Raw genomic sequence first — 17,528 nt, forward strand, 5'->3', positions numbered from 1 at the left:
TATTTTTATGCTTGTGATACGAGCCTTCCTTCTTTAAAAGTGTTCAAAATATGTAACGATCCATCATCCTTAAACGCAAACAACACGATATCCGCCGGAGCATGTTGTTGAAGCCCTTTAGCCGTCGGCAGGCCCATTAACTCAGATGGTCGGATTGATGCCATCTCCCAGGCATCAGCCAAACTGCATAAGCCTTTCTTCACCAAATGCTGAATGCCCCATACCAGCATTTGTGCGGATCCTGCCAACACCTTGGCATTTTCAGCCAAATGCAGCTTGCCGTCCGGCGCCAGCACGACCTCGCCGCCAATATGCGTGGTATAACGTCCCGGTTCAAGTCCGCTTAGGTAGACTGCATCACTGACGAGAATTGCTTTGTCGCCTTTCACCTTCATGAATACTTTCAGCACCGACTCGGGTAAATGGAAACCATCAGCGATCATACATGCCCAGAGCTCATCTGCCGCCAACTGCTCCCAAATATAATTCGGATGCCTTGGCAGCATCAGGTGAGCTGCGTTACCGAGATGCGTGGACACCTTTGCCCCGGCAGCAATCGCTGAACGAATCTGTTCTGGCGCAGCATTGGTATGCCCAATTGACACCGTAACACCACTTTCAGTACAAAGCCTGATAAACTTATCGGAATCCGGCCATTCCGGCGACATGGTCACGAAGGTAATACGACCTTCCGCAGCTTCCTGCCAATGCTGGAATAACTCCCAATTCGGTGCTGTAACAAACGATTTCCCATGCGCTCCCCGTGGTCCATCTTCGGGTGAGATGAACGGACCCTCCAGATGTATGCCGCGAATGCAGCTATCGGATAGGGGATCCGTACGACAGGCTTCCGTTATGGCGCGTAATATCTGACTAATCTTGTCTTCACTGTTCGTGATTACCGTTGGATAATAGGTGGTGACTCCCTTTTTCCAAATATCACGCGTCAGCTCCATAACTGTCTCCTTCGCTAACGGAGCTTGATTGAAATCTCTTCCCGCGTAGCCGTTGATTTGCAAATCGACCAGACCGGGGCCGATCCATGGCAGCTGCTCCTGAAGCTCAGCTTCCAGCAAGCAAATATTTTCAATGTGACCATTCGCGATGGTAACGTCTATCGGCAATCCTGTACGATAATGTCGACCTGTAACAACGGTCTTCGCCTCACGTTTTGTCTCTTCCGGCAACCCTATCCCCCCTACATTTTCCTAAGTCATGTCAGCTGCAGAGGACTATTTCAGCATAATCTCTTTCCCGCTTCGTGCCGATTCATAGATTGCGAGAATCAAATCCACAGCTTTTCTGCCTTCTTCTCCCGGTACCATGGGATCTCTGTCCTCACGAATAGCTTGGATTAAATCATCAACCAATATAAAATGCCCGTCGTTGGCAATCTGGGAAGGATCATTTTTGGCGCTTACTCTTGGCTCCACCTTAGGCGCTTCTTCTTCACTGTCAGCAAATTTCCACTGCTTGAAACCAGTATCGTCAAAAATAATCGTGCCTTTCTCTCCGTGAAGTTCGAAGCGCGTCTCCTGTCCCGGATACACAGAAGTAGTTCCTTGAATCACGCCAAATGCGCCGTTCTTGTATTTCACAACCGCAACTGCCGTATCTTCCACTTCAATCTCACGAACCAGCGCGGACGAATAGGCAAAGACAGATTGGACATCTCCCATCAGCCACTGAATCAAGTCGATGCCATGCACACCTTGGTTCATCAGGGCGCCTCCTCCATCGATAGCCCAAGTACCTCGCCAGCCGGCGCTTTTGTAATACTGAGGGCTGCGGTAGCTTTTCTGATAAGCATCGCCAAGCACCAGCTTACCCAGCTTGCCAGCTTCTATGGCTTTTTTCGCGACAATAGACGCCTCAGTTACGCGGCGTTGAAATACGCAGCCGAGCTTCACATTTGCCTTGCGGCAAGCATCGATCATAAGCGTCATGCTTTCCGCAGTGATATCAAGCGGCTTTTCACACAACACATGTTTGCCTGCCTGTGCCGCCGCAATGACGACTTCCCAATGATAGCCGCTTGGTACCGCTACCGTAACTGCATCAATATCGTCACGCTTCAGCAGCTGCTGATAGTCCTGATATACATGCGGAATCGAAAAATCAGCGGCTAATTTTCCTGCCTTTTCAATCTCAACATCGGCAATACCAACCAATTCTGCTTGAAAGTTCCCCTGAATTGCCTTCGCATGAGAGGGAGCAATAACTCCGGCTCCTATAACAGCAAATCTCATCTTTTCGCTCATATCATCACTCCTCCTCTATTGTTACTTCACGATCTGCTCAATTCCTGTCTCACTTGAAGCATATACACTCTCGATAACAGAAACGACGGTTTTGGAATACGCACCGGAACAATCCAGCCACGTATCGTTTGTAATCGCATCCATAAAATCTAATAATTGCTGGACCAAAGGCTGCTCAGCCGGCTTCAGCAGGACAGGCTCGTACATACCGTTACGACTTATGGACAGGCCCTTCCCCGTCTCCAGCTTGAGCATACCCTTTGTAAAAATAAACTCCGTTTCATTACGTGAAACTCCTGGATATCCGGATTGCGTAATCACAGCCGGAACACCGGAAGAGGTTTCCATATACATAATCCCGCTGCCTTCAACATCTCCACGTTTTTCATGGAAGCTTACGGATGCCTTCACCTTGGTGACCCTGCTTTGTGTCATCCATTGAATTTTATCAATAGAATGCGCTCCCAGATTCGTCATGATGCCTCCACCTGCTTTACTCTTCTCGAAGAACCACCCGGGTCGATCTGCTCTATAGTAGTTTACGTTCCGCGTATCATTAATCATGACAAGCTTTCCAAGCTCGCCACTCTCAATAATTCGTCTAACCTCAATATTCTCTGGAAAATAATGTTGCGTATGACCAACCATTAATTTAACTTCATTCCGCTCAGCAGCAGCAATAATCTCATCGCATTCCACTGTATTTAAAGCCATCGGCTTTTCAAGTAAAATATGAGATCCATAATCGGCACAGCGGATAGACACTTCTTTATGCAAAAAATGTGGCAGCGCAATCACAGCAATATCCGGTTTTTCTTTCTGCAGCATTTCTTGATAATCTGTATAACCCCTAACGCCATATTTCTTTGCCGTCTCCGCTGCCAGAGATTCATTTATCTCAACAACGGCAACTGGCTCCAATCCTTCAATCTCACTTGCTGCTTCTAAATGTTTGACACCTATAGCCCCTGCGCCCAATACTGCCAGCTTCATACCTGATATCCCTCCCTCTTGTGCTGTCTGTTGTTACCGTCCACCTTAATTCTAATCATAGTTGTAATAGTAAGAAAAATAAATCTGCAGTACTACGAATTATGCACATAATTACGAATCATTCGAATATTAGTGAATCTTCCGAAAAATCGACTATTTGACGAGAAGCACCAAGAACAAAAATAGACCCAAAGCATTACGCTGAGGATCTACATGTCAAATATCGAATTGCCTTCTTACAGCTCCAAGCAAAACTCACTCAAAACATCGTTCACTTTCACGGGGGTACCGCTTTCCATGCTTCTTTCCATCGCTGTCAGAATAGAAAGGGTGTGAATCCCCTCCATCAGATTCGGTTTCGGCGTTTCGCCATGTTCCAGACAATCAGTAAAATATTCAATGTAATTTTGATACTCACCCGCATGATGACTTGTTCCCTCAAAACGGAAATAGTACGGGAATTTCTCTTCGAACGTATGGGTCACAGGCTGCTCCGGCGGAAAATGCGTATGATACAGCAGATTAGAGTAGACAGCTCTACTTGTCCCTTTCGTCCCCCTAAGTGTACAGCTTATACCCGGTTCAATATGCTGCAGCGAGGGTTTGGTGTAGGAACCGGACACTTGGGCGATTCGTCCCTCTTTATCTTTCATCACAAATCTCATCGAATCTGGCGCTGTTAATCCATACTCCTTGTTCGTATTGCTCGAGTGTCCGTAACCGAACACTTCTTCGATTTCTGGCAAATACCATTTGGCCAGATCAACGGCATGAATCATAAAATTATATAACCAACTGAATCCCCGCTGCCTGCTCCAATCTTTCTGCAAAAACCAGCGAGAATCCGATATGTAGGAAGTTTCTACGGTATCTACTTCGCCATGGTAACCTGCTAAGAAATCATTGCGTTGATGGATCATCGGCTCAAAAAATCTGGAACTCTGTCCCACAAAAACATGTTTGCCCGAGCTCTTCCATACCTGAAGCAGGCCGCTGGCTTCTTCCAGAGAATGAAGCATCGGTTTGGTTACAATGACATGTTTGCCTGCTTCTAACGCCATTTGGATATGCCGGCCGTGCAGTTGATCCGGTGTATAGATAGCTATGACATCGATCTCAGGATCATTGAGCAGATCCATATAGTTAAGGGTATATCGCTGAAACCCGAATTCATCTTTTCGCAGCTTGCACATCTCTTCATTAATGTCGCAAACATTCACCAGATCCCAACGTTCACTTTGCAGTGCTGCAGAGATAATGCTGCGTCCTTCCCCAAGGCCGATAACGCCTAGTTTGTATTTAGGCTTATTCATGCTGTTTACAACTCCTTCTTTAAAAATTTAGCTTATCAATCGTCCCATCGTCTGCTGCCTGCTATCCTTTGACGGATCCGGATGTCATCCCGGAAATGATATATTTTTGGCCAATGAGATAGATGACGATGACCGGTAGTGTTGTCAGCACAATATCCGCCGAAACTAAGTTCCAATTCACCTGAAAACGTCCATAAAAGTTATAAACGGCTAACGTCATCGGCCACTTCGTCGAAGAGTTCAAATAATATAAGGGAAGCACAAAGTCGTTCCAAGCGCCCATAAAGTTCAAAATAGCGACTGTCACAATGACCGGTACTAAAAGAGGAAGAACAATCGCGTAAAACAGCTTGAATGGAGGGCATCCATCCACAATCCCTGCTTCGTCCAACTCTTTTGGTACGGAGGCTACGAATCCGTAGATAAGAAATACACTGAATGGGATCGAGCCGACGGCCAGCAAAATGATAATGCCAAGCTGCGTATTAATGAGATGCGTCATTTGCATGACTTTGGTCAAGGTAACAAAGTTAACCGGCATCGCGATGCCCATAATTACGAACAAATAAAGAATCCGATTCATGCGCGTTCGGTTTCTAGAAAATACATAAGCTGCAATGGAAGCAAGCGCTATACCCAGCACAGTTGATACACTGGCATATAATAGGCTGTTAAAAAATGATTGGATTAATTTGCCTTGCTCAATAACAATGGCATAATTGCTCCAAGCCAAGCTTTTCGGCAGGTTCATACTCATCGTGTTCGCTTCCAGCTGCGTTTTAAGAGAATTAATGACGATCAGCAGCAGAGGAATGAACATGAGCAGGCTAAGTACCCAAGCAAACACATTTCGAAGCAGGGAGATAACGGGGTTTATTCTCATGCGCTAATCTCCTCTTCTTTGGCCATCAACCGAATCACGAAGTAACCGACAATGGTCATAAACAAGAACAGAACGGTTGACAAAGCTGTACCTACGCCGTATCTGCCTTGTGAAAATTCCTTGAAAATCGTCGTATACAGCACATCCGTCGCGTAGCCAGGGCCTCCGTTCGTCAAAACATACACAACTTCAAAGACTTTGAGACCATGCAATAAATTGAGCACGGTGGTAACGACGAGAGCAGGCATCAGAAGTGGCACCGTAACATATTTGAACTTTTGCCAGCTATTTGCACCATCGATCTGTGCAGCTTCATAATAGGTTTTCGAGATCGATTGCAAACCAGCGAGCAGGATGATCATGATATAACCTACACCCTTCCACGTATCGACGGCGATAATCGATTTGAACGCCCAATTCACATCAACGAGCCACTTTTGCGTCAAGACATCTAGGCCGATTGCGCGCAGTGATTCATTCAGGAGGCCGGTAGCTGGATTGAGCACAGACTTGAAAATAAGGCCGACCACAAGCATCGGAACGATCGAAGGCATGAAAATCATCACACGGTGAAACCCTTTCATGCGAATGCCCTCATTAAAAGCAATGGCAAATGCAAGTCCGAGAACCGTCTTCAGAATCACCGTCGATATCGTAAAATTGAGTGTATTCACAATAAATTTCATGTACTTCTCATCAGCTGAGAACAGCGAGCTAAAATTATCAAATCCAATGAACTGAATATCGCTGGAATACATGTTCCAATCGGTAAATGAGTAATAGAAGCCCATCAAACCCGGTATGATAAAAAAAAGCAAGTATAACCCGAGTGTCGCCCAACTGAAATAGGAAGGATAAATCTTATTGTTCATAACGGTAAGCTCCCCACTCCGAATAGAATACTAATCTCTTTTATTTGGCCCAGGCTGGGTCTTTGGCCACTCCTGCCATGTCAGCTCTCCGTTTATCAATGCTTTTCAACACATCGATTGGCTCCATTGCCTTGCTGAACATCGCAACCATATCTTTCCCCATATCCATCCATTGCGGATTGACATAGTTGACATAATCCTGCAGGTCCGTTCCTCGCTTTGGATAAGCCGCAAACAGCTTCTTCTGCTCATCGGTATATTTATCCTTAAGTCCTGTGAAGTTTAGATTGGAGACCGTCTTGTCGTTGTCGACCATATATTGCAGATTTTCCGGTTTGGCTAAAAAGGCTAGATACTGCTTCGCCTCTTCCATATGTTTTGAGCCGGAATAAACGAACTTACTCGGACCACCCGGATTGATGTAATAAAATTGATTGTCGGCAAGCGGAATTGGGAAAAATCCGAAATCTTCGACTTTCAGCTCGGGATTAATTTTGGTGACATCACCAGGTGTGCTTTGCGTTGACAGGGACATGGCGAATTTACCGCTAGCCAGTTTGTTCGCTGTATCGGAACCGGTGTCAGAGAACGTGTTCTCACCAAAAAATCCGAGATCATACATTTCCTTCAGCTGAGTCAAGGATGTTTTCATGCTTGCATCATCAACAAATTTCTTTTTGTTTGCGTTCAGATCGTTGTAAAGATTAGGCGTAACTTCATCATATCGAGGTCCCGGTTCTGCAAACCAAAGCACATGGTGCCAGCCATCTGCAATAGGTTCATAGATCGGCGTAATGCCGGCTTGCTTAATTTTCAAGGAAGCTTGCTTGAATTCTTCATAAGTTTTTGGCACGCTGATCCCGAACTTCTCATAGATCTTTTTGTTATATACAACGACAAAGCTGTTGCCGGTATCCCAAATCGTAAGCGCATACACTTTTCCGTTTAATGAAAGCTGCTCCAGTGAAAGCTTATCCTCCCGTTGGGTCCATTCCTGATCGCTCAGATCGACGGCGTTCTTCTCTACGTTGTAATTTAAACTTATCTCGCTTTTGCCGCTTTGTCCGCCGAATAGATCCGGACCTTCCTTAGCATTCAACTTAGTCTTCAATACATTAAAGTATTGGTCGGCTGGAATAATTTGATAATCGATACGGATGCCGGTTTCGCTCTCAAACTTTTTAGCGAGCTGCATCTCTGTATCCTTAATCCACCCTTGACTTGCAATATACGTTAGCGTTACGTCTTTCTTAGCGGGAGTTTTGCTATCAGCTGCAGATGTATTGCTTTTCACTGCGGGCGATGAAGCATTACTTGTCGCACTTGGTGTGGATCCACTACTGCATCCTCCAACCAATGCCACGGTAAATATGGATACGGCCAACATCCATAACGGCTTTTTCATAACACCACTCCCCCTTGGGTATGACCCTTATAAATCCGCTTACATTTCGGGTATGCCCTCATTATAGATGCCTTGCCCGTGATCTAACATGGAGAAATCCGACTCCTTTTATGTACAAATTTGACTTGCATGCGCTTTCAAGAAAAGCTTTGACAAAACGTTCAGCCCGATGGAAAATGAAAGCATCAAAGGCACACCAACCGCTTGGAGGCAGGTTATGTGGACGAAACACCGCAACATACGATCGATTCTTTTCTCCACCTACTCGTTCATTATCGTTATTGTGTTCACCGTTCTGGTTGCCTGGTTCTATCTATGGGCCTCCGATCTGCTGCGGAAGAATGCGACAGATACCTTGGAAAGCATGGGACAGTCCATGCAGGACAACATTGATTCCGAGTTCCATAAATTAAACGATGTTTCGCTGAATGTGATGTACTCCAATCTCGTGAAAAATCATTTTCAAAGCTATCTTTCCCTCACGACCAATTCGGAAGTGAAGCAGCCAGAGAACGTTAGTGCAACTAGCGCTGAGAAATCTGTGCAAAATGCCAAAGAGTTGACTGACATTCTCACGGCCGCAATCGGTCCATCTCGGCCTGTTGAGCAGCTGTATTTGTATGATTTCAAAAGCAAAGTATATGGCAACGGTTTTGATAATGGAGAACGAACCTATCTCCCCCAAGATAAACCGTGGTTTAACGCAGTGATGAATAACGCAGCCGGAAAATATATTTCTCTTCCTGTCCCCGATGAGGAAATGTCACGTTTCATCTCCTCTCAAGAGAAGCAGTTTTCGATATCTTTGTTCCGTCTTTTCTATGATAACTACAATACGCCAATGGGGATTATCGAAGTGAAGCAGTACTTTAATCGCATTTTCAAAAGCGCCATAGATTTTACTGAACGCAATCCCTACCAAGCTAAAGTCCTCGTCTACAATAATGCCAACGAAATCATCTACCCCACGAATGCGGATAAAGAACGATATTTGCCCTATATGCGGTATAAGGAGACGGATGGAACAGCCGGAGATCAATCGTTTTACAATCAGGATACGGGAGAAAAAGCGCTGTTATCACTGCATTACTCCGACTTTACCGGGCTCAGTACAGTTATTATCGTATCTGAAAACAAGTTGCTGTCGCCTCTTTTCACCTTTGCGAAACGCACGGTGCTAGTAGCCCTGGTTATTCTGCTCTTGGCTATTTTACTATCCTTTCTTGCGGCAAAACGGATTACAATGCCGATTCAAAAAATTCATCGTTCCATGCGAACCATGCGGCTGGAAGACCTAGGCAGCGAACGTGTTGCTACACCCCAGTTAAATAGCGGATTAAACGAACTGGACCAGTTGTATTGGTCGTTCATGAAGATGAGCACGCGGCTGAAGCAATCCATGGATGATTTGCTGATGTCGCAGCACCAAGAACTGCAAGCGAAACTGATTGCTCTGCAGACGCAAATGAATCCGCATTTTCTGTATAATACACTAACGACAATCCAGGTAATGGCGCAGGAAAATATGAACGCGGAAATCGTTGCCATGACAGAAAATATGTCCGACTTTCTTCGTTATTTCTCGGCAGACGGTTCCCTGGTCGCTCTCAAGGAGGAAGTTCTGCATACCCGAAAATATTTGGAAATCAATCAAATTCGCTTCGAGCGTAAGCTTCATTTCGAATTTGACATCGATGAGCAGCTCACAGAACTACGTATACCAAAACTTATTATCCAACCATTAGTAGAAAATGCGCTCAAATTTGCAACCAAACATCAGCCGCCATGGACGATTCGTGTGAGTGGGACAATCTCAGCTGAACATTGGCAAGTTGAAGTTGCCGATACGGGAGATGGTTTTAGTGAGGAAAGTTTGGTGGTTCTTCATCGGAAAATCAAAGAGATTGATAAAACAAACGTGCTTCCTTTACTCCAACTAAACGGAATGGGACTGTTAAATATTTATATCCGCATGAAACTGATGTACGGTAACAATACCATTTTCAGGATTGTAAACGGGCAAGGCGCAACCGTTATTATTGGCGGAACACTTACGCAAGGGGGTATCAACGAACATCATGGTCATGGAGGAACGGCTGTTCGTTAAGGTCATTGTCGCCGAAGATGAGGATTTGATCCGTAATAATCTTGTTAAAAGAATTGAGAACCTTTGCGATACGGTAAAAGTCATAGGAGCAGCGCAAGACGGCAAAGAAGCGCTTGAGCTGGTGCGCCAAGATCAGCCTGATCTTATCGTGACAGATATTCGCATGCCCGTTATGGATGGGCTGGAGCTTATCAAGTCGCTGGATAGCTACTTTCCTCGCATCCGCAAAATTATCGCCAGCGGCTATGCCGATTTCGCCTATGCCAAGGAGGCTATGCAGTATAATGTCAAAGATTATCTGCTCAAACCGGTTTCAACAGAGGAGCTGCAGCGCGTGCTATCGCGGAACATTTCGCTTATTGAGAATGAGAGGGCTCAGTTTCAGGACCATTTAAAAGGTTTGAACATGCAAACGGCCCAAAATCCCGAGGATATCGTTCAACTTGTCCGTGAGTTTATGCGCGAAAATTTCACCAAAGAGTTAAGCCTTGAGCAAATTGCAAGGCATTTTAATTTCACAGCCTCTTATTTAAGCAAAATTTTTATCAAATACACCTCAGAACCTCCCTCCCGTTACCTGATGACCCTGCGCATTAATGAGGCCAAATACCTGTTGACGCATTATCGCAATTTATCGATAAAAGAAGTCGGCGAACGTGTCGGTTACCTCGATCAGTTTTACTTCAGCCGTATTTTCAAACAAATGACCGGCTTCACTCCCAAGGAATATCAAAGATAAGGCTGCCGAATTTATCCGTGAAGGAAACCCTTCTCGGCGTCTATCGACAGCCTATTGTGTGCTTTAATAATTGCCGGCAAAGCGGCTCGGCGGCGGCACATTCCCTTCTTTATCGATGCTGTCCATGTACACGGCTCTCTTCGCGACTGTATCCTCTGCTGCATCCAAGGCTTTCACATTGTCGCCCTGAAACAGTTCATCAATAATCCATTTCTGCCCAAACCCGGCATGAACCACCTCATCGGCCCAATCGAAGTCCTGGAAAGTCGTCATTAACGGGTCCTTAGCGACATCCCGGCAAAATTCCCACTCCTCTCTTTTTCCCGGTGGATATTTCATCGCCGCTTTCTCAATAGCAATGGTTAAATGGGTATACGCTTCATCTTTGTTAAACAATTGGCTCGTCATATCATACCAGCCCGTCCAATTCGGGATGGCATGGACATCGTAGCCCTTACTCCGCAGCGCCGCTTCTCCGAACCAGCAGTGCCTGACTTCATCCCAGCAATGTCTAGCGGTATCGTAGTAAAAGGACCACGGCTTCCCTTCCGTAGAGAAGTGCACATAAGCTACGCCTTCGGCTGGCGACATCTCGAAGTAACGGGAAAGCATCATTTGAAGAAAACGTCCTTCATCATTGTCTTCGAATGTCATGCCCTTCATTTTGATGACTGACGTTTGAAACCGATTGTCTCGGGTGCTCGTGAAAGGAAGCTGAAACGGTTCCGTGTTCACGATCAAACTCGGATTCACCGGTATTTGATCCTCGCATCCATCAATGTCCCCGGCTGCTTGCAGCAGCGCTTGGATATACTGCTTCCAGCTCTCTGCCTTTTCTTTCTCCTCCCAACTAGCGGCTTCCATAAAGTGAGCAATCGCCTGCTCGCCCCAAACCATTTGCCCTTTGCGGTCGATTAGCTGATGCTGCAAAAGATGTATCGTCGGTTCATCGACGAGCGGTTGAGCTTCAGACAGATACCTGTTCACCGCATTGATTGATGCGGGCTTCAGCACCTCAAATAATGCGACCAGCAAGTTTAGCGTATTGGACGATTCCAAAATGGCAGTCATCAACCGATCTAATGCATCATCCGGGCACTTCTCAAAAGCTCTCACACCCATCCGAAGCTGTTTGCAGCGGTTTCGGAACTGGTTATAGAATTCGGCATCCTGCCAGGTGAACCGAGCTAACGCTCCTTTTACCTCATATTCAGGCCGTGCCGTCATGTGTCCCGCTTCAAGATTCATGCAACGCCGATCAACGTACGCAATACGCTGAAGACGCTTAGCCGACTCCTCAACGGACAAACCAATTCGATCCCACTGTTCGATTCCCATAAACGGATGCAGCATCGTGAAACATCTCCTTCAAATGTTTGTACTAAAGATATCTTGAATACCTTCATATTACGAATAAAACGGTGTAAAATGAATTCACTACAGCACGAAATCTTTGTACTTTCCTACATAAAGGAGATACTTGAACGTGGAATTCATCTCTCATTTAAGCTTAAACGGCAACTTCAGCAAAGTCACTTGCGAGCGGACATGGAAATGGGATACACGGCTGCAGCCGTTGGAGGATTTCGATCTCTGGTATGCCTGGAGTGGTACAGGCACAATGCTTCGAAACGGATTGACATCACCCGTCGGAAGCGGAACATGTTTCATATTCAAGCCGGGAGACCGTACAGCAGCAAGCCATGATCCGCAGCAGCCATTAACAGTCACCTATATTCACTTTTCTTTGGCTGATTATCAGCAATTACTGCCGGCAATGCCATCCGGTACTCATACTGTAAAGGATCGCTTCGTCTTCGAAACCTATCTCAATCGATATGTTGAAGCGATGTTGGAGAACACGAAAGGTTCCGCCATAGAGGGAAAACTGTTGTTAACCTTGATGCTGATGCAGTTAAAACGCGAAGAAGAGCAGCCGGCCTTGCACCCAGCCGATCATACAACATCGCTCATTCGGATGTTAGCTCACCGTATCCGTCAGACACCGGGCATGCCGCATTCGATGGAATCTTTGGCGGAGAATGCCAGCTTATCCCCGCGCTATTTTTCGCTCAAATTTAAAGAAGTGATGGGAATGTCCCTGGAGCAATATATTATCCAGACACGCATTGAGCGGGCCGAACATTTGCTACGCTATAACGGGATGAATGCCTCTGAAGTGGCTGAAGCGCTTGGATACAAGGACTTGTCTTTTTTCAGCAGACAGTTCAAAAAAGTAAGAGGAAAAAACCCTTCCGAAATTAGGAAAGAAGGGTTGCGGAAATAAATGTTTGAAGTCTACGAGCACAATCACTTCCCGTTACAACCCTTTGCTCACCCAAAACGTGACACGGTCACCATTATGAACAGCGGTTCCTGGAGGGATGTCTTGCTTGAATACGGTTCCCTGGGATGCGCTGCTCGACTCCAAGAAAAACTCGTAGCGAAGACCTGCATCCAATGCCATCTTCTCTGCTTCCTCCCTCGTATGATTGACCAAGTCCGGAACGACGCCAAACTGATCTTCTCCCGCGCTATCGCTACTCAGCAGAGTTGGAGCAACTACTGGCTCAGCTGTCGGTGTGGCAGTACGATCGGGTGTTGGCGATGCAGATGATTTTGAAAAATCTGCCCCACTTGTCGCAACTGCTACAGGATCGGCCTTAGCAGTCGTCTGCTGCTTCGCATCGTTCGCATAATCCGAGTTCGAACGCAAGGATAAAAAGAGTGCCAAAACGAGTACACTGAGTCCGGCGGGCGCGATCAAGAACCATTTGCGAACACCCATTTTCTTACTGGACGTAGAAGGTTTGGCATAGGATGGCGTACGAGGCTCTGGCTTCTCACCAGCGATGCCAAGAAGCCCTTCCAGCTCCAGCTGAAAATCTTCAAACGTGCACAAGCCTTCATACGCCTTGCAGGCTAACGCAACGGCACGTTCACGAGTTTCTTCTGCCATATGGGCAAACAACAAACTCATCTCAAATGAGTAAGAACTCATAGAGGATGTAGGAATATCCGTTTTCGCAGCCAGCTGATAGAGCAGCAGCCCCAGACCCGGTGCTCCGCGCCTCCCGTTGTTCCCCTCCGTCCATCGATCCATGATCCGCAGCTGGCCTTGATCTGTGATCCAAAGATTATTCACATCAACCGAAAAGGCTAAATGCTGTTTCATTTGTGCCTCTCGAAGAGCTATAGCCAACTCGTGCACGTACGTAAGTGCTTTGTTTCCGGTTATCACCAAGTCGTTCAGCCGATCGGTCAAAAGACTTCCCGACTCCACCCTAAGTACGGCATACAACGTCCCGTCTTCCGACCCGTATTCCAGCATCTGCATGAAATGTTTGTTGGAGATCTGCGACGCTTTTTTCATCCAATGTAAAATTTCCTCATTTTCTAGTACATCACTTTCTTGAAAAGTATATATAATAACATCTCGCTCAGAGGTTACATCCTGTCCTCTTACGATCTGTCCATTCGTCAATTGCTTAAGCGGTTGAACGATCCTATATCGGTTTGCAAGATTTGCAGGATTACCCATAGACAATTTCCTCCTTATACGTATAGTTTATTCGCCAACCAGTCATTTTTTAAGTCACAATTGGTCGTAATTACCATATGTTCAAGGCGTACCGATATCGTGTGAAAAATGAAGAAAATTTTCTCATAATAACCACTTTTTTCGGGAAATGTATAGGGGACTTACATTAATCATGTACCTTAAGGAGCCAATCATCATGCAAAGTCTATACACAGCAACCGTAACAGCAGTCGGTGGAAGAAGCGGGAAAGTGGTCTCTTCCGACCAAGTCATCTCCCTTGAACTCAAAACGCCAACAGGGCTAGGCGGGCCAGGTGGCCATGGCACGAATCCGGAGCAACTTTTTGCGGCAGGATATTCCGCATGTTTCGATGGCGCACTGAATCTGGCGATTCGCCAAAAAGGCATCAAAGTTGAGGGCACACAAGTAACGGCCCATATTACGATTAACAAAACAGACGACGGCGGATTTCAGTTATCCGCGGAACTCGATGTGACCGTTGACGGGGTTGCCCAGGAAGTGGCCAGAGAACTTGCCAATGCGGCACATCAAATATGCCCTTACTCCAAAGCAACAAGAGGTAACATCGATGTGACAATCAATATTGTTGAATAAGTTTGCCTAATAAAAAGAGGCAATCCCTCGGTCAATGTAATGACCTTGGGGTCGCCTCTTTTTTAATGCTAAGAAATTTTACTCCATCGCTCCATAAACAACAGCCCGAATCCGCGGATGAATAAAAGGCTCGCGGCTCGGAAGCAACTGCTGCATATAGACAATAGAGAGCTCTTCTTTGGGATCGATTAGCAAATAGGATCCTGCCATACCCGCCCAACCGAATTCACCGATTGAACCGTTGTTTCCGCCAGCCGCAGGATCCAGCAATACGCGAACGCCTAGGCCATAGCCATAACCGCTCATTTGCGTCCAGTCGAAATCTCGCAGCTGTTGAGCACTCAAATGATTCGTTGCCATCAATTGAACGGTTTTGGGGCTTAAGATACGAGTTCCACCTAGTTCGCCGCCATTCGCGAGTACTTGCGCAAACTTGCTGTAATCCCCAATTGTCGAAAGCAGCCCAGCTCCTCCGCTCTCCAACTGACAATCCGGCTGATAGCAGGCATCCAATCTAGTGTTAGGTGTCATTGTGCCATCAGCAGCACAATCATACATCGTGCACAGTCGGTCACGCTGATCCTCTCTCATACGGAAGGAGGTATCTTTCATGCCTAGCGGCTCGAAAATTTCCTTCTCCAGAAAATCGCCAAACTTTTGGCCTGACAACACCTCAATCAATGCGGCAAGAACATCGTGGCTCATCCCGTATTTCCAACGAGTACCAGGCTCAAAGGCAAGCGGTACGGACGCAATCGCTTTGACCGCTGTTCGAGTATCCATGGTCTCGGCTGCTTTTTCCATTTTCGCGCGCGTTTGGCGTTCCGTTTCATTGCCGTCTCCACCATATGTAATCCCGGAAGTCATCATAAACAGATCCTTGATCCGAATCGGAGCTCCCGCCGGGACCAAAGTCTTCACACCGAAATCGTTATACTTGTACACCTGCGGGTTTTGAAACTCCGGCAAATAATCACCTAGTGGATCGTTTAGCAGATAAAGGCCTTTCTCATAAAGCATGAGTGCTGCAACACAGGTTACTACCTTGGTCATGGAATAAATCCGGTAGACGGTGTTAAGATTGATCTCTTGCTTTTTGTCCAAATCCGCATACCCCAGGGTTTCCTTGTAGATCACTTCTCCCCGGTGTACTACCGTACATGCACAGCCAACTGGCCCTTTCTCCATAAAGCTCTTCAACAGCGGAGTCAACCGCTCGCCTAATCGATCGTTTCTACCCACAGCCACAGCCCCTCTCGGAAACGTTTTCAACTACTATTATAACGTAAGAATGGCGCGTTGTCGCATGTGGTTTCTCGTAGAGTTAAAACTAGTCTAACGATCTATTTAGCGTTTTTTCTCTTGCAGCAATGGTTTGTTCGTATCTGTTAATCTTATCATCTAAACGTAACAATACATTTTTCATATCTTCCATCCTTGTTCTGAGCTGCTCAAGCTGTTCAACGAGGAGCTCTTTTCTAGCTTCTTTCGTCTCATCGCCCTGTTGAAACAACGCTACGTACTCAATCAAAACTTCAACCGGAAGACCTACGCCTCGCATACATTTAATAAATTCAACCCATTTGCAATCTTCTTCCGTATAATCCCTGATTCCGCTTTTATTTCGATTCACCCTTGGAATAAGTCCGATTCGTTCATAATAACGAAGAGTATCTTGTGACAAGTCAAATTTTTCACTTGCTTCGGCAATTAACATGTTGCTCGCCCCCCTTTCTCAGTCTTTATATTAATTAAATGGCACCAATAACCCGATGAGGAACATACGGCTCTTCGAGTGAAGCAACTTCTTCACGTGATAGCGAAATGGAAAGAGCCGCTACAGCGTCTTCGAGATTTGACATTTTCGTTGCACCGATAATAGGAGCTGTTACTGGTTCCTTCTGCAATAACCATGCGAGAGCGATTTGCGCCCGAGGGACACCATGCTGCTCTGCGATTGCCGCAACACGCTCAACAATGAGTTTATCCGTATTTGCCGTAGCATCATATTTTGATTTCTGAACTTGATCGGTTTCAGAACGATGCGTCGCTTCCGACCAATCACGTGTCAATCGTCCTGAAGCAAGCGGACTGTATGGAATAACGCCGATTTTCTCTTCCTTGCAAAGCGGCAGCATCTCCCTCTCCTCTTCACGGTATATGAGGTTCAAATGATTCTGCATCGATACAAACCGAGTCCATCCATGTTTTTCAGCCGTGTGCAATGCCTTCAGGAACTGCCAGGCGTACATCGCGGAAGCGCCAATTTATCTTGCCTTCCCTGCCTTAACAATATCATGCAGGGCTTCCATCGTTTCTTCAATTGGCGTGTTGTAGTCCCAGCGATGAATTTGGTACAGGTCTATATAATCTGTTCCCAATCGCTTAAGGCTCTTGTCGATCTCACTCATGATCGCCTTGCGGGAAAGACCGGCACCATTCGGACCTTGATGCATACGGAAATGAACCTTCGTCGCAAGAACAATTTCATCTCGATTGGCATAATCCTTTAGTGCGCGTCCAACGATTTCCTCGCTGGTACCATCCGAATACACATTTGCCGTATCAAAAAAGTTAATACCCTGCTCCAGCGCTTTTTTGATAATAGGACGGCTGCGCTCTTCATCAAGCACCCATGGATGAACCCATCGCTCTGCAACACCGAAGCTCATACACCCTAGACAAATTCGTGATACATCCAAACCCGTATTTCCAAGCTTCACATAGTCCATTTCATTGTTCCTCACTTTCAAATTCATATCGTCTTCCACAAAACTAGTCTACCCCTTGGAGTTAAC

The 17,528-nt window shown here is 46.1% G+C and carries 15 protein-coding genes and 1 pseudogene; 4 read left to right on the plus strand and 12 right to left on the minus strand.

All coding sequences use genetic code 11. From position 1 onward, the window contains the following. Positions 1-5: 5 nt before the first annotated feature. The 7 genes from ACUN27_RS19540 to ACUN27_RS19570 form a co-directional block, all read right to left on the minus strand. Positions 6-1,187 (minus strand): N-acetylglucosamine-6-phosphate deacetylase, encoded by a 1,182-nt coding sequence (locus ACUN27_RS19540; RefSeq protein ID WP_326060455.1) that lies wholly within the window; start codon positions 1,185-1,187, stop codon positions 6-8. 45 nt (positions 1,188-1,232) lie between these two features. Then, positions 1,233-2,261 carry a Gfo/Idh/MocA family protein gene (locus ACUN27_RS19545; RefSeq protein ID WP_445559464.1) on the minus strand — a complete coding sequence of 343 codons (1,029 nt, stop codon included), beginning with the start codon at positions 2,259-2,261 and terminating at the stop codon, positions 1,233-1,235. A 21-nt stretch (positions 2,262-2,282) separates the two neighbouring features. Beyond that, positions 2,283-3,254 carry a Gfo/Idh/MocA family protein gene (locus tag ACUN27_RS19550; RefSeq protein ID WP_315950111.1) on the minus strand — a complete coding sequence of 324 codons (972 nt, stop codon included), beginning with the start codon at positions 3,252-3,254 and terminating at the stop codon, positions 2,283-2,285. Between the two features lie 236 nt (positions 3,255-3,490). Then, positions 3,491-4,567 (minus strand): Gfo/Idh/MocA family protein, encoded by a 1,077-nt coding sequence (locus ACUN27_RS19555; RefSeq protein WP_445559465.1) that lies wholly within the window; start codon positions 4,565-4,567, stop codon positions 3,491-3,493. A 61-nt stretch (positions 4,568-4,628) separates the two neighbouring features. Next, a complete protein-coding gene (locus ACUN27_RS19560; protein ID WP_315950108.1) occupies positions 4,629-5,450 on the minus strand; it encodes a carbohydrate ABC transporter permease in 822 nt (273 codons plus the stop codon). Beyond that, positions 5,447-6,322 carry a carbohydrate ABC transporter permease gene (locus tag ACUN27_RS19565; protein WP_445559466.1) on the minus strand — a complete coding sequence of 292 codons (876 nt, stop codon included), beginning with the start codon at positions 6,320-6,322 and terminating at the stop codon, positions 5,447-5,449. The genes ACUN27_RS19560 and ACUN27_RS19565 overlap by 4 nt, the downstream gene beginning before the upstream one ends. Before the next feature lie 40 nt (positions 6,323-6,362). After that, positions 6,363-7,727: an ABC transporter substrate-binding protein gene (locus tag ACUN27_RS19570; RefSeq protein WP_445559467.1), complete on the minus strand. Its 1,365-nt coding sequence runs from the start codon at positions 7,725-7,727 to the stop codon at positions 6,363-6,365. A gap of 217 nt (positions 7,728-7,944) precedes the next feature. Between ACUN27_RS19570 and ACUN27_RS19575 the strand changes: the two genes are divergently transcribed. After that, a complete protein-coding gene (locus ACUN27_RS19575) occupies positions 7,945-9,834 on the plus strand; it encodes a sensor histidine kinase (protein ID WP_326060460.1) in 1,890 nt (629 codons plus the stop codon). Next, on the plus strand, positions 9,812-10,573 hold the full coding sequence (locus ACUN27_RS19580) for a response regulator transcription factor (protein ID WP_445559469.1): 762 nt from the start codon (positions 9,812-9,814) through the stop codon (positions 10,571-10,573). Before ACUN27_RS19575 ends, ACUN27_RS19580 begins: the two co-directional genes overlap by 23 nt. Before the next feature lie 63 nt (positions 10,574-10,636). Here the strand turns inward: ACUN27_RS19580 and ACUN27_RS19585 are convergent, their stop codons facing one another. Continuing rightward, positions 10,637-11,926: a hypothetical protein gene (locus ACUN27_RS19585; protein ID WP_445559470.1), complete on the minus strand. Its 1,290-nt coding sequence runs from the start codon at positions 11,924-11,926 to the stop codon at positions 10,637-10,639. A gap of 133 nt (positions 11,927-12,059) precedes the next feature. Here ACUN27_RS19585 and ACUN27_RS19590 point away from each other — a divergent pair, with 133 nt between their 5' ends. Further along, a complete protein-coding gene (locus ACUN27_RS19590) occupies positions 12,060-12,860 on the plus strand; it encodes an AraC family transcriptional regulator (protein ID WP_445559471.1) in 801 nt (266 codons plus the stop codon). Positions 12,861-12,893: 33 nt separating this feature from the next. Here the strand turns inward: ACUN27_RS19590 and ACUN27_RS19595 are convergent, their stop codons facing one another. After that, positions 12,894-14,114, minus strand: a complete 1,221-nt coding sequence (locus ACUN27_RS19595) for a PASTA domain-containing protein (protein ID WP_445559472.1) — start codon at positions 14,112-14,114, stop codon at positions 12,894-12,896. A gap of 196 nt (positions 14,115-14,310) precedes the next feature. Between ACUN27_RS19595 and ACUN27_RS19600 the strand changes: the two genes are divergently transcribed. Beyond that, the gene (locus ACUN27_RS19600; protein ID WP_315950096.1) at positions 14,311-14,730 is read left to right on the plus strand and encodes an organic hydroperoxide resistance protein; all 420 of its coding nucleotides are present in this window, start codon (positions 14,311-14,313) and stop codon (positions 14,728-14,730) included. Positions 14,731-14,808: 78 nt separating this feature from the next. On the opposite strand, the gene ACUN27_RS19605 is transcribed toward ACUN27_RS19600, so the two are convergent. The 3 genes and pseudogenes from ACUN27_RS19605 to ACUN27_RS19615 all read right to left on the minus strand — a co-directional run bounded on the left by ACUN27_RS19605 (position 14,809) and on the right by ACUN27_RS19615 (position 17,462). Beyond that, positions 14,809-15,972, minus strand: coding sequence for a serine hydrolase domain-containing protein (locus ACUN27_RS19605; protein ID WP_445559473.1), 1,164 nt, complete (start codon positions 15,970-15,972; stop codon positions 14,809-14,811). A gap of 88 nt (positions 15,973-16,060) precedes the next feature. Further along, on the minus strand, positions 16,061-16,447 hold the full coding sequence (locus ACUN27_RS19610) for a MerR family transcriptional regulator (protein ID WP_445559474.1): 387 nt from the start codon (positions 16,445-16,447) through the stop codon (positions 16,061-16,063). A gap of 34 nt (positions 16,448-16,481) precedes the next feature. Beyond that, positions 16,482-17,462: pseudogene (locus tag ACUN27_RS19615) on the minus strand (aldo/keto reductase). Between the last annotated feature and the right edge of the window lie 66 nt (positions 17,463-17,528).

Source organism: Paenibacillus sp. WC2504 (assembly GCF_052682475.1).